The following is a 14,200-nucleotide window of genomic DNA, read 5'->3' on the forward strand; positions in this document are numbered from 1 at the left end:
AATAATAGTGTTACATTTTGATGTTGCGCTGATTATAAAAATAAAGAAAACAAGGAGTTCTCCATGCTTAAACAAAGCATAAGCTTGGTTTTATTGTGCTTCGCTGGTCAAACTTTCGCAGCGGATATCATTGTTAATACGACTGAAGACGTAACTGCTGCAGATGATAAGTGCTCACTGCGTGAAGCAATAGAGTATATCAATCAAGGTCGACCAGAAGCAGGCTACAATGGCTGTGGAGGTAAAGAAACAACAAACAATATTAATCTCGAATCTCTTACTTACCATTTAAATAAAGAAATCCTAATCTCGAAAGACGTGACTTTTAGGACACGTTATGAATCTGATTTAAACAGTAACTTGTTGGGAAAACAGAATGCTGTAATTAAAATGAATGGTACGGATCGCATTTTCTATATTGATCGTAAATCAGAAACAACTGGAACTAAAGATGATGATAATGCGCCAATCCATGTAAATTTTCATGAAATCACTTTAAAAGGCTGTGATGCTGCATTTTGCAAAGATCAAGGTGGTCTCATTTATAATAAAGAGTCATTAAATTTTAATCACTCTCAACTACTGAATGGCAAAGCAAAGTCAGGTGGGGCAATTTACAGCGCAGGCAAATTTGATCTTCTAAAGACACCTGGTTTTGTCACTATTACGAATTCGGTGATGCAAGGCAATAAGGCTGAAACAGGGGCAGTTATATATAGTGTTACGCCACAGTACTTAGTCAAATCTTCTATTGTCAGAGATAATGAGGTGACCGGAGCATCTGCTGCATTATTTGATAGTTTGGAGGGATTTGAAAAAGATTCAATTCCAAATATTAAGAGTGATGCCAGAGGGATGGTAAACAGCACGATTTTTAACAATAAAGGTCATACCATCCGGGTCATGGATAAAATGTCCGTCAACAATATCACCATGATTTTTAACAACAAAGGATTGATTCTAGATGCGCCCCTAGAGCTTGGTTTTGTTGGTAACAGTATCTTGGCTAAAAATGGAACTGAAGATTGCACTATTCGCCAAGGGGGGATCGCCAATAATTTGAGTAATAACTTATATTCAAATGGTTGCGCTGGAACGCTTTCTCAAAGCTTGGGTAGCACTAATCTGATTGCTTCATCATCTTCCGAAGGTACGTGTGATATTGCATCAGATGGTATTTTATGTCCTTTTAAAGAGTATCCAGATTCAAGTTTAGGTTATTTTAGACCGAGATTATTAGAAAGTTATCGTAGTCTGAGTGATTCACCTATCGTGAATAAAGGTCCGACATCAGGTATGACGGTTATTTCATGCGAAACGTCTGACCAAAGACCTTTTCCACGTAATAATATAAGAGATCTTTGTGACCGTGGGGCAATCGAGCTTAAGGTCGATTTAAATAGCATTGAACTTGTTGGAGCTGATATCAAATACGGCGACGTTGCTAAAATGTCGATACGTGATCAACTGGTCGATGGAGAACTCATTACACCAGCACAGTGTCAAAATCTTTTTGGTAATGAACCGAACGGTGGAACTTGGCAACCTGGATGTTTAAAAATAATCCAATCAGATCATGTCCCATCCAAAGGGAAATTAACACTTACACAGGAAGGTGATATTAGTTATCAACCTGGCAGTGATTTTCATGGAAGTGATCAATTTAAGATTTCGGTCATTACAACCACAACTTACTTTAGTGATTCTTTAAATAAACGGATTGAGATCAAAACAAATGTCGTCCAAGATCCACCTGATACATTTAAAGATTATAGTGTGAAAACTTCTGGTGGTGGTTTTGGTGTTGCGGGTTTAATAGGGTTGTTGGGCTTGATTGGTTTACGTCGCCAAACAAAACGATAAAAGTATATCGACAAAATAAAAATAAGGATGAGTGATGAAAAAATTCACAAAAGGACTCTTAACAATGGCTGTATTGGCGGCGATGTCACTTATGGCAGCCGAGGATACTACCATTCTAGTGACCACCTTCGATGATGAGGATGGTGAAAATCCGAGTAAATGTTCGTTGCGAGAAGCTGTAACCGCAGCTTCGACTCATCAGCCGTATGGTGGCTGTCCAAAAGGGGATCGCTATGCTTCTAATGTTAAAAAGATTCAATTAGAAGCAGGAACTTATCTGCTCAAGCGAGAACTGACACCTAATTCTCCGCTTTATATCATTGGTAAAGAGCCTGCTGACTTTACAAGACCCAATACGATTAATAATGATTATCCAGCAAAAACACCATTAAAAACAACGATTTCAGGCCAAGGTTCATCGCGTTTATTTAATACCATCAATTTGGAAAAGCCGAGTTTAACCCTAGAGAATATTGTATTGGCTGATGGCTATAACGTGGGTGCTGGAGGCGCTCTACTATTAGGTGGCAATGCTGAACTCATCAATGTGGTGATTCAAGGTTCAAAGGCTGATAAAGGTGGTGCGATATTCCTGAATGATATCAATAGTCATCTAACCATTACAGGTTCTGTACTCAAAGATAATAAAGCGGTGACTGGTAGTGTTCTAGCCATGACTTGTTTAGATGGGTTAAATTACACCACGCGAAATATTGCAATTAACCGAAGTAGTATCATTGCAAATGGTGATGCGAACAGCCAAAGCACATTGGCTTATTGTGGTCAACCCACAGCCCTTATTTCGACAAGTACCATCAGTAAAAATATAGTCAATTCAAATACAGGACGGATCATTGAATTTAGTGGATTTACTGGAGCAACTCTCAATAATCTAAGCCCAAATTCTAGTTTAGGTTTATTAAGCAATAGTATCGTAGAGAATACTGCTTCTACTGCACTACTTTATGATGCAACAGCGAAGAAAACTCTAAATTATAATATCCTTGCATTTAACTCAGCTAAATCGTGTAAATATAACAGTGGAGATATTGCCACTGTCAATAATGCGAATATAGAGACTGAAAAAAATGCAATGAATCTGAGTAATGCAGATTGCGAGTTACCTAAAACGAGTCTGGATTATGCAATCAAGAATTCAGTTGATATCAATGGATTAAAAATAAGTGACCTTTTAAGCTCACTACAAATAGATCAGGAATATACAGATTTTCTACCAATGTATTTTCCACTTGAAAAAACAGGTTTGAGTCTGATTGATGCAGGAGGTAATGGCGGTTGTTCTGAGTTTGATCAGAGAGGCATTAAACGGGCTTTATCATCACAGTCAACCACTGCAAGTATGAAGAGTAACAGCTGTGATATAGGTTCAACTGAAGTGTTACATCTAACAGTTCAAAATATTACGGATACCAATAAATCCGTAACAGGTTTAATTTCAAACTATCAAGCCAATTATGACTTGTTCAATGATCTGATAAATAATAAAGAAACCAAACCTGAATTATTAAAATATTATCAACTGCGCCGTGATGAATTTAGTAACTTAATTCGATATACACAATCAGATCAAAAATACAGAACTATTTTTATTGATCCTTTTACAGCCAATATGCCTGATGAATTAGTGGTGAATGGTGCGCGTCAAATTCAGCATTTAAATCCTGACAACTATGAAGTATCTGTAGTGAGAACAGGTGTCGGTAAACTGGGTTCAGATGGCTTATTTATCGGTCAGGATGACACACGATTAAAGTGTACTTGGAATAGTAATTTAAAACAGATCATCCTTTATAGAGAAGATGATCGTGTCACCGCAGACAGTGATTTTGAAGTATGTCAGTACACCCTTAAAAATAAGCAAACCTCTAAATCTGCAAGTGCTTATATTTTAGGTCGTTTTACCAATATTGCCCCAGTTGTTCCTGAGAAATTAGATATCACTGTTGATCATGGTGGAACTCAAAGTGTCAGTATTGATTTGCTCAAAGGTGCCAATGATGATGGTGATGGACTGGTGAGTACATTAACGAATTCAAACAAGTCTGCATTCTTTCTAAATCCTCAAGGTCAAACGCAAGCCATTCGTATTACGAACTTACCAGATCCAATCGCTATACGGGCAGATCGTTCAGGCCCATGTCCGAATTTAGACAGTAAATACACGTGTTATGGTGGTAATGTCACCTTACAATTGAAAAATACATTAGATGTGTTTTCTTATAAAGTCGATTATGTCGTTTACGACGCAGATGGCGCACCCTCAGGTACTGGAAAAATTCACTTAAATAATACGGCGACTGCTCCAGGTAGTGTGAGGAGCAATGGTGGAGGGGGTTCAATCAGTTGGTTCACATTGTTGGGATTGGCAGGTTTACTTGGGTATAGAGCGAGACAGGTATCACGTCGTCATTAAAGCAATAACAGTGATGTTTTTTTTAATTGACCTCCTCAACGTTACATCAAACCCGCTGAATACAGCGGGTTTTTAATTCGATTTAGATGCGTTAACGATTTAAGTATTTGTGATTGCATAACGATTTGAGTAAATATAAAGTAAATGATAATTGCCGTTGTTTCATTGCAATTTGCTACATTAGAACGCATATAACTATTTACTATAAACAGATTACGAATTTATTTTAATGATATGAAGCAATTTTCTGAGCTTGTTCCACTTGATCAAATTACGGTGAGTCCCGATGAGCTTATCGCGATTAAACGCAATGATCTTGTACCCCTGTTGGATGATCAAGTTCGTCTGAATCATTATGCTGATCATTTGATTCAATCACAAGCAGCCTTGTTAAATGGGGTTGACCCTCAACTTACACAAAAGCTGAGCCATGTCATTGCCGATATTATTCAACAACTGAATCAATCCAAAAAATCGCTCAAAGTTAAAAAATTTAATGCACTGCAACGTTGGTTGGGTTTAGATTTAGAATTCAATGCTGGCAAAATTAAATATCTCAAAGATTTGGATCGTAATATTCATCAAGCCAAACAATTGAGTCAAAAGCTTCAAATTGAGATTCAAAAGTCACAATCACGCTTTCAACAAGCCAACGGTTTACGTGAACAAATGGCGAAATATATTCGTGCTGCACAAGAATTTCTAGTCGAATACCCTAATTTTGTGAAAAATTTGCATCCTTTAAAAAATTTTGAAGATCGGCTCTCGAAGAAGATTAATACTTTGCAGACCTTGCAAGCCAGTAATGACATTGCTCTGGCGCAAATGCAACTTACACAACAACTTTCATTCAGCTTGATGGATCGTTTTAAAGAAGCTGAGCAAGTCCTCATTCCTGCTTGGCAATATCATTTAAAACAGAGTCAACAGCAAAAAAATAGTTCTGGAAACACACAGACTACTTTAGATGAGCTTGATAAAAGCCGAGAAAAACTCATTCAATCATTACAGAAATCATTAGATAAAAAATAAGGGGATATCATGTCAGATTCAAATTCAGAACTATTGGTGAAGTCATCCACTGAAGTATCTACAGAGCTTCAACAGCAAGACTTTGAAAAAATGAACTTGAAAGAAATTGGGTTGCAACCTCAAGATTTTCAAGCCGTACAGACAGCGCGTAAAGAGTTGGCAGATATGAATCATTCTAGTGTTGCTGAGTACGGTAAGAATATTGCAACCAAGACTTCAACGTATACTGATGAATTGCTTAACTTGGTCAAAAATAAAGACCTCGATGTAACGGGTCAAAAGCTCAATGAAGTCGTGAATGTGGCACAGCAACTGAATACGTCAAGTATTTTAAATAAACCGAAAAGTAGTGGTTTTTTGGGTGGAATTTTAAGTAAGTTTAGAGGTGCGAAGCAAAACTTTGATCAGCATTTTAATACCACGAAAGAGCAAATTGATGCTTTGGTGAAAGAAATAGAAACGTCGCAAAATGGTTTGAAGGCACGTGTGGGTACTTTGGATAAAATGTTCGAAGGCGTGCAAGATGAATATAAGCAATTAGGTGTCTATATCGCAGCAGGGCGTCTTAAACAACAGGAAATCCAACAAGAAATTTCGACACTTTCGGCACAGGAGCAAGATCAGCAAACCAATCAGCGTGTGTATGATCTGAATCATCTCGCCAATAATCTTGAAAAACGCGTCAGTGATTTGCAGGTATTACAGCAGTCTGCAATGCAAACCTTGCCGATGATTCGTATTATTCAGTCGAATAATATGATGTTGGTCGATAAATTTTACGCAATTAAAAATATTACCTTGCCTGCGTGGAAAAACCAGATCAGTTTAGCCATTTCGTTGAATGAGCAAAAGAATAGTGTGCAATTGGCAAATAGCATTGATGATGCGACCAATGATTTGTTGAAGCGTAATGCAGATTTACTGCATCAGAACTCTGTTGATACTGCGAAAGCCAATCAGCGTTCAGTGATTGATATTGAAACCCTTGAACATGTACAGAATACCCTCATTAATACCGTAAATGATGTGATTCAGATTCAGAAAGAGGGTATGCAGAAGCGTGAGGAGGCATCTACACGGATTCGTGCATTACAAACCAATTTGCAGCAATTGGTTATTGACTCCAGTAATAACCAAACACATTCATAGGTCATATCGTCGAGGTCATTTGATTGAAAACTGTAGAAGATCATCCTGTTAAATCCGAACAGATCGCAACAGGTTTAAACGTATTACAAAAGCGTCAAAACAAGCTGAGTCTAATGAGTGTGTTGACCGGTAGTTTGTTTCTAGTCAGTTTTGTTGCGATTTTTATTCAGCAGGATGTTGTCTATAGTTTTTTTGGAATGACTCAAAGCGTTGAACAATTGCATGTTCCGTATTCGATTCAGGGCATTATTTCTCAATACCACAATCAACCGGATTATTTATTTAATTTATTGGGTTGGATGGGTTGGTTCATCTTGAAAATTTTTTGTTCGATGATCGGTGCATTTGTAGTCATTCATTTTTTGAAAAAGTTTAAGTTTTTTGCAATCAGATTTCAGTCTTTCATACTTAAATTTGTTGCTTGGCTGATTTCTATCATTCTGATTTGGTCTGCTTTGACTTATATTCAATATGATATGAGTGATGATGATGAACAAGATCAATATGAATTGACTTATTACAAACAACATATTCAAGAAAGTGAAATTGCACAAATTATGAATGAGGATAATAGCAATAATACGGTCAAAGCATATGTATTAGGGCAGGTCGCATTGTTGCATAAGCCAATCGATAAGGATGTTGCTACTTCTTATGTGGCACAACTGGCGCAGGCTGAAAGAACACAACATAACTTTATTGAGTATGGTTTTAAACCTGAAGTGATTTGGACGATGCAGAAGCAAGTTTATGGTCAAGCGATGACACCTTTGGCGAAAAGTATTGAACCGAAAGTGTTAAAAGCAAATCAACTTTCTCTACTCGCAAATATTTCGTTAATTGCTCTGTCTGCATTGTTATTTTTATTCAGCTTAATCTTTTATTCGATATCTCAACGTTTAAAAGGTCGAATCAATCGTATTCAATATCAGATTGAGAGCTGATTGACGGTATTTAAAAAACAGAATATTCAGATATTATAAAAAAATCCCGAAGCTGATTCGGGATTTTTTTATAATGAGATGATTTATTTTTATTTTTGACTTAGCTGGCTTGGCGTAATAAATCTTTAATCTGCTGAGTTGAAAAGCTTTCATCAGAGATTTCACCGTTGACAATAAAATAGGGTATCGGATGTTTTCCTAAGTTTTGAACATACTGGGTGATATCACGTTGATGATCTGCGATTTCTTTATGTTGTATTGAACGTAGAACATGATTGCCGTCTAAACCAATGCCTTCGATTATATTTTTCAAAACATCAGCATCGGAAATATCTTTACCGTGTGCAAATATGGCATGAAAAAGTGCTTGAGTCAGCGCAAACTTATCTAAGGTATTTTCCAAAGCCAAAATCGCTTGATGAGCTAAACGACTATTAGGCATACGTTTCATATGCTCAATATTCACTTCAATGTCTTCGCTATAAGCCTCAAATTTGGTCATTTCCAGTTTTCTTTGTGCTACAGTTGAGCCATATTTTTCAGTAAGGTATTCAAGCACATTTAACCCTTGTTCAGGAATCTCAGGAACAGCTTGAATAGGTAGAAGTTCAATGCGCGAAGCAGTTTGTTCATTCCAGTTTTTCTTTAATTTTTGGAATGCGACATAACTCATGGGATAAACAATATCAAAAACAAATTCAATTTTCATGTGCTTACTCTTTTTGTTGTGTAACGGAGGATATTGATTGAAGAGTCGAGTGTTTAGTTCGTATCGGGTATATGATTTGACAAATTAGAAGCTTTGAAGATTACATCTGAGATTTATGAATTTTTTCTTAAAAGATTGAGAGATAATTGTAAGTTATCAGTTCACATTCCTATTCAAATCATCTCAGACCTAATGATAACTTTAACAATAATTTTATGAGCTTACTTTTATGGTATGCAGTAGCGATTAGATTGTGAATAATTGCCCTTTAATCCGGGTGTAGAAACTTTATGGATTTTTAAAAAACTGATTGAGTAATACTCTGTCATTAAAATTGCTTTTTTTGCATCTAAGAAATCACTATGATTTAATTGAGATCTACTTTAGATTTTTTAGCATTCAAGTAATAGGCTCAGTTTTGCAATAGAGTGTTCTACAAATTTAACGATTGAATAATTTGGTTTAGATCATTTACTCATCTAATTTATAGATATTCATTATTTATGAAATTCTTAAGAAATCAATTGATTACAATTGTGTTTGAATATTTTCCATTGTCTTTTACATTCTTTACGGAAAATTTTATATACCTTTTCCATAAATTCGTCATTCTTCATCAGTGAAACAGGTAAAAAGTAAATATTGTCTATATCAACTTGAATAGAAATCAATGCCAAATCTGGGTCGGCTCGATCTTTTAAAGACAATTTATAGTAAAAGTTCTTTTTTTCAGATTGGCTTTCAAAGTAATCAGGTTGATCAAGTTCATTTGATAATTTAGGCACTAAAGCAGACGCGGTCATATCGCATTGTTCAAATATTTGTTTTTTTAAACTTAAATCACGTTTTAAATGATGCGGTAAATACACCCAAGCCAAACCATCTTTCATCAATGCCTGTAACAATAATTCCCTGTTAACTAAATTTCGTTTAGGCATAAATTCCATCATGCGTGGAAGCTTTGCGTATACATATTCACATATTTCGATGTCATTTTTAAATTCGGTCGGTAAATGTTCATAAATGGCGGGTTTATTTCTTAATGCTAACCAAATCATTTCACGATTCGATTTATAGGCCAATGGAATGTTTGTATACATTTCCCCAGCTTGCTTTAATGCAATTTTGATCCATTTTTCATTGTTCTTTAATTCATTACTAAAAGAACTGTAAGCGTAGCCAGCACTTTTGAGTGCGGTACAGATCAATTTATCTGTCCATAATTCTTTTGGAACACATTCAATCAAACCACCATCCAATTGTAGTGCTATTTTGAGATAGGCAAGATAATGCTGATGCGTTGGATTAATTTTTTGAATCATTCGAGGATATTTTCTTAGAGTGGTTCTAATAATCAGGTCATTATTTTTAAAACTGTCATCCAATGCATTGTAATTGATTGGATGAAGTTCAACCAATTTGCGTGCAATTTCAGCGCTCATCGGGCCTGTATAGCCCTCCAAGGTTGATAGTCCTAGTGAAGCTGCAAGATATAAATTGGGAAGGCTATGAAATTTTTCTGGAGCTGCCATCAGCACATCTCCAGGTGTCGTCGTTCTATGCACCCAAATGCCATACTTAGAATGATTAAAATGATAGATATCAGGTCGCTGTGCATTCAAGGCTATTTTCAGATATTTTTTCTTATTTTTAAATTTGATATCTAGGTATGGGTAAAGATCTGGATTGCGTGCCAATACATGCTGAACAAATTTGGCATCTGATCGAAATTTTTTAGCAATGACTTCAAATTTCTCTGCTTTATAAATCACGTACATTTGGCAAAATCTACGGTCATTCATTAGCTTATTACTAACATCAATATCATAAGCTTTAGTAATTGCTGCCATGGCTAGATAAGGATTGTTTTGCTGCTTTTGGGTGAGTTCAAAATAATTATAAGAATCATCGCTATTAAAGAAAAAACAAGTGATGTTATTAAATGCATATCTCCCTGAAAGATATTCTAATGTCCCTCCACGATACGCAACTGCATATGCGATATCTTTATCGTGGTAGCGGAAAGGTCGAGTTATGTCAAAATAATCGACATAACTTCGAATACAATGACAAAAAACATAACCTTTAATAAATTTTAAATAGGAGGGACTCGCACGTAATGAAGCATTCTTAAATACAAACTCTTCATCTTTTTTGAATTTTTCGTCGACATAAATAAAAATATCTCCAAACTCTTCATTACAGCATTTCTCAATGAAAGCCTTACTTTCGCGCAAGTGCTTAGGTGCTAAAAGGAAATGGCTCGGATCATTAAGCAGTTGGTGAATTTTGAATTTTTCGGTAGTCATTTGAATGAGTTATATTGTTATTGATTAATTTTTAAGTATAGCAAAGTTAAAAGTTGTTTCATAAGTATAAGGATAGTTAAGCAAACTTAGAGGCTTGAGTCAGCGCACTTTCTAAATCTTTGTTTTTGATGCTCGAATTGAATTGTAAAATTTCTCAATCTGTTTTACATAAACAAGATATTGTTAAACTTATTATAAAAGGTACATTCAATGCTTATTTGTGTATTCGACTATGCAATGAGTTGATCACAATTGTTCTTAAATAACTTCCACTGTCTTTTACATTCTTTACGAAAAATTTTATACACCTTTTGCATAAATTCATCATTTTTCATCAATGCAACAGGTAGGAAATATATATTATCAATATTGAGTTTGATTGCATCTAAAGACAACTCAGGATCATTACGAAAAACATGGGGAAGTTCAGCGTATAGGTCATGATTTTGATTTCTCCATTTAATATATTCCAACGGAAATTTTTCTTCTTTTTCATTAAGAATTTTAGCTAAAATCAAAGGATTTTGAGATTCGGCTACATTCATTAAACCATGATCTTGTTTCAACTTATAAGGTAGAAACGGCCACGCTAGGCCATCTTTTTCTAATGCTTCTTCAATTTTTAATTTATTTGTCAAACATATTCTTGGCATAAATTCCATCATACGTGGAAGTTTTGTATATACATATTCACATATTTCGATGTCATTTTTAAATGCAGTGGGTAAATATTCATACACTGCAGGTTTATTTTTTAATGCTAACCCAATGATTTCATGGTTAGATTGATGTCTTAATGGAATTTCTTTAAATATTTCGCCCGATTGCTTTAACGCAATTTTTATAAATTTCTCATTATCTTTTAATTGATCGTTTAAATAATTAAAACTATATCCTGAACTTTTCAGCGCAATGCAAATAAGTGCATCTGTCCATGTATTTTCATTTATGTACCTGAGTAAGCTACCATCTACTTGCAAGGCTATTTTTGCATAGGCTTTATAATTGGAGTGTTTTGGATCAATATCTACAATAATTTCAGGATATTTTCGGATTGTTGTCCGAATAATCAGATCATGACGTTTATAAATATCGCTTAAGGCATGAAAATTCCTCGGATTAAGCTCAACTAATTTTCGAGCAATTTCCAGACTCATTTTCCCTTTATAGCCATTTAAATTAGACAAACCTAGCATCGCAGCACGATAAAGATTTTTTGTAGTTTGAAACTTCTCTGGAGCGGATAGTATTAAATCTCCGGGCTGAGTAGATCGACGTGGTGTAATGCCATATTTGGAGTGATTGGATTCATAGATTTTTGGACGCTGAGCATTGAGTGCAATTGTGAGGTATTTTTCTTGAGCTTTAAATTGAGTATTTATGTAGGGGTAAAAATCTGGATTATGTGCCAATACGTGCTGAACAAATTTGGCTTCCATCTGGAACTTTTTTGGAATCTTTGAAATATTTTCGGCATCATAAATGAGGTACATTTGACAAAATAAACGGCTTTTGATGATTTTTTTATATTGGGTGATATCAATAGCGCAATCATCAGTCAATGCCGCCATTGCTAAATAAATATTGTTCTGAAATTTTGGTTTTAAGTTTTCATAATTATTTGAAAAATAACGAGCATAATGGAAAGCACTTGTTTTATTAAAAGCAAATTCTGGAGAATATTGATCAAGATTACGTCCTTCATAAGCAATTGCTAAGGCAATGTCTTTATCGAAATAGCGATATTTCCTGTGAATACTGAAATAATTTGCTCTCCCCCAAAGGCATTTGCAAAAGGTATAGCCTTTATATTCTTTTAAGTATAAAGGGCTTGAATGTAGAGAAGAGTTTTCGAATACAAAATCTTCATCTTGTTTAAACTTATCTTCCACATAAACGAAAAAGTCTCCACCACTTTCATTTGAACACTTTTTGATAAACTCTTTATTTTCACGTAAATGTTGAGGTGCGAGGAGAAAATGATCTGGTTCTCTAAAAATACGATTAGCATCAAATTTTACTGTTTTCATTATGGCTAGATTTATTGTTATTTATTAGGTTTAAGTATAACCAATATTCTCAATAATTATAGAATTCAAAAAACCGATTGTTTGTATAAAAACAAACTGTTTTACCTGTTTATAAGATTTGGCTATGATTCATTTATCAAATAAACATTTACTCCTTTGGAGACGTTAGCAATGTTAGATCAAAATACTTCAGCACAACTCAAAACACTTCTTGAACGCCTTGAAAGCCCAATTGAAATCGTGGCAACCTTAAATGGCACAGATAAATCCAACCAAATTAAAGAACTGGTTGAAGAGGTCGCAGCATTGTCTGATCAAGTCACTGCACGTTTCGACGGTAAAAACAGCCGTGCACCAAGTTTTGGGATTGCAAAAGCAGGTGAAGAGCCACGTGTATTCTTTGCAGGTCTTCCAATGGGTCATGAATTCACCTCTTTGATCTTGGCATTGCTACAAGTGTCTGGTTATGCCCCAAAAGTTTCTGATGAAGTGTTGGCTCAAATTAAAGACTTAGGCATTAAATCAAACTTTGATGTGTTTGTATCACTCAGCTGCCATAACTGTCCTGACGTGGTTCAAGCCTTGAACTTAATCGCGATCAATAACCCAGGTACAACAGCAACCATGATTGATGGTGCTTTCTTCCAAGACGAAGTCGAAGAACGCAAAATCATGGCCGTTCCAATGTTGTTCCAAGATGGCGCACACATCGGTCAAGGGCGTATGACTTTGGAAGAAATCATTGCCAAGTTAGATACGAACTCTGCTACCAAAGATGCTGAGAAGTTAAATGCCAAAGACGCCTTCGATGTACTCGTCATTGGTGGTGGTCCTGCGGGCAATACCGCAGCCATCTATGCGGCGCGTAAAGGTATTCGTACTGGGATCGTGGCTGAGCGCATGGGCGGTCAGGTCATGGATACCATGGACATTGAGAACTTCACGTCAGTTCAAAAAACCCAAGGTCCGAAGTTTGCTGCTGAAATGGAAGCACACGTCCGTGAGTACGGTGTGGACATTATGAACTTACAACGAGTGAAATCGATTGTGGGTGCAGATCAAACCACGTACGGCAATGTTGAAGTGACTTTAGAAAATGGTGCAAAACTTGAATCGAAAACCGTGATCCTGTCTACAGGTGCGCGTTGGAGAGAGATGAATGTACCGGGTGAAGCTGAATACCGTACTCGTGGTGTAGCGTACTGCCCACACTGTGATGGTCCATTGTTCAAAGGTAAACGTGTTGCGGTGATTGGTGGGGGCAACTCTGGTGTAGAAGCGGCAATTGACCTTGCAGGTATTGTGGAGCATGTGACCTTGGTTGAGTTTGATACCAAGCTACGTGCGGATCAAGTGCTTCAAGACAAGTTAAACAGCTTACCAAACACTACTGTGATCAAAAATGCCTTATCAACAGAAGTGGTCGGTGATGGCAAACAAGTGACAGCATTGAAATACAAAGACCGTACCACAGATGTTGAACACACTGTAGAGCTTGCCGGGATCTTCGTTCAAATTGGTTTGTTGCCAAACACGGATTTCTTAAAAGACTCGAAGGTTGAGTTAAGCAATCGTGGTGAGATCATCATTAACGAGCGCAACGAAACCAATGTGAAGGGTGTGTTTGCTGCGGGTGACTGTACCACTGTTCCTTACAAGCAAATTATCATTGCAACGGGTGAAGGTGCAAAAGCGTCTCTGTCTGCTTTTGATTATATGATCCGTTCTGG

At 36.1% G+C, this 14,200-nt stretch carries 9 protein-coding genes; 6 read left to right on the top strand and 3 right to left on the bottom strand.

Features of this window, described 5'->3' with window-relative positions:
- The first annotated feature begins 63 nt into the window (after window positions 1–63).
- The 5 genes from rbtA to AC5YCE_RS13575 all read left to right on the top strand — a co-directional run bounded on the left by rbtA (window position 64) and on the right by AC5YCE_RS13575 (window position 7,422).
- The gene (gene rbtA, locus AC5YCE_RS13555; protein WP_496172392.1) at window positions 64–1,863 is read left to right on the top strand and encodes a rhombotarget A; all 1,800 of its coding nucleotides are present in this window, start codon (window positions 64–66) and stop codon (window positions 1,861–1,863) included.
- A gap of 34 nt (window positions 1,864–1,897) precedes the next feature.
- Window positions 1,898–4,297, top strand: coding sequence for a CSLREA domain-containing protein (locus AC5YCE_RS13560; RefSeq protein WP_496172393.1), 2,400 nt, complete (start codon window positions 1,898–1,900; stop codon window positions 4,295–4,297).
- A gap of 234 nt (window positions 4,298–4,531) precedes the next feature.
- On the top strand, window positions 4,532–5,329 hold the full coding sequence (locus AC5YCE_RS13565; RefSeq protein ID WP_496172394.1) for a tellurium resistance protein: 798 nt from the start codon (window positions 4,532–4,534) through the stop codon (window positions 5,327–5,329).
- 9 nt (window positions 5,330–5,338) lie between these two features.
- Window positions 5,339–6,478 carry a toxic anion resistance protein gene (locus AC5YCE_RS13570; protein WP_496125077.1) on the top strand — a complete coding sequence of 380 codons (1,140 nt, stop codon included), beginning with the start codon at window positions 5,339–5,341 and terminating at the stop codon, window positions 6,476–6,478.
- Between the two features lie 23 nt (window positions 6,479–6,501).
- The gene (locus tag AC5YCE_RS13575; protein ID WP_496172395.1) at window positions 6,502–7,422 is read left to right on the top strand and encodes a hypothetical protein; all 921 of its coding nucleotides are present in this window, start codon (window positions 6,502–6,504) and stop codon (window positions 7,420–7,422) included.
- A gap of 100 nt (window positions 7,423–7,522) precedes the next feature.
- On the opposite strand, the gene AC5YCE_RS13580 is transcribed toward AC5YCE_RS13575, so the two are convergent.
- From AC5YCE_RS13580 to AC5YCE_RS13590, 3 genes are all read right to left on the bottom strand, one after another.
- Window positions 7,523–8,131, bottom strand: a complete 609-nt coding sequence (locus AC5YCE_RS13580) for a DsbA family protein (protein ID WP_496172396.1) — start codon at window positions 8,129–8,131, stop codon at window positions 7,523–7,525.
- Window positions 8,132–8,643: 512 nt separating this feature from the next.
- Window positions 8,644–10,440 (bottom strand): DUF4116 domain-containing protein, encoded by a 1,797-nt coding sequence (locus AC5YCE_RS13585; protein ID WP_496125074.1) that lies wholly within the window; start codon window positions 10,438–10,440, stop codon window positions 8,644–8,646.
- Window positions 10,441–10,670: 230 nt separating this feature from the next.
- Window positions 10,671–12,470, bottom strand: a complete 1,800-nt coding sequence (locus AC5YCE_RS13590; RefSeq protein ID WP_496172397.1) for a DUF4116 domain-containing protein — start codon at window positions 12,468–12,470, stop codon at window positions 10,671–10,673.
- Window positions 12,471–12,641: 171 nt separating this feature from the next.
- Between AC5YCE_RS13590 and ahpF the strand changes: the two genes are divergently transcribed.
- Window positions 12,642–14,200 (top strand): alkyl hydroperoxide reductase subunit F (gene ahpF, locus AC5YCE_RS13595; RefSeq protein ID WP_496172398.1); only part of this gene is annotated, 1,559 nt, incomplete at its 3' end.

The organism is Acinetobacter sp. CY79, from assembly GCF_059515845.1.

What these genes read in the sequence shown, in the direction of transcription:
- rbtA (WP_496172392.1), top strand. Translation starts at nt 64, where the DNA reads ATGCTTAAACAAAGCATAAGCTTGGTTTTATTGTGCTTCGCTGGTCAA.
- AC5YCE_RS13560 (WP_496172393.1), top strand. Translation starts at nt 1,898, where the DNA reads ATGAAAAAATTCACAAAAGGACTCTTAACAATGGCTGTATTGGCGGCG.
- AC5YCE_RS13565 (WP_496172394.1), top strand. Translation starts at nt 4,532, where the DNA reads ATGAAGCAATTTTCTGAGCTTGTTCCACTTGATCAAATTACGGTGAGT.
- AC5YCE_RS13570 (WP_496125077.1), top strand. Translation starts at nt 5,339, where the DNA reads ATGTCAGATTCAAATTCAGAACTATTGGTGAAGTCATCCACTGAAGTA.
- AC5YCE_RS13580 (WP_496172396.1), bottom strand. Translation starts at nt 8,131, where the DNA reads ATGAAAATTGAATTTGTTTTTGATATTGTTTATCCCATGAGTTATGTC.
- AC5YCE_RS13585 (WP_496125074.1), bottom strand. Translation starts at nt 10,440, where the DNA reads ATGACTACCGAAAAATTCAAAATTCACCAACTGCTTAATGATCCGAGC.
- AC5YCE_RS13590 (WP_496172397.1), bottom strand. Translation starts at nt 12,470, where the DNA reads ATGAAAACAGTAAAATTTGATGCTAATCGTATTTTTAGAGAACCAGAT.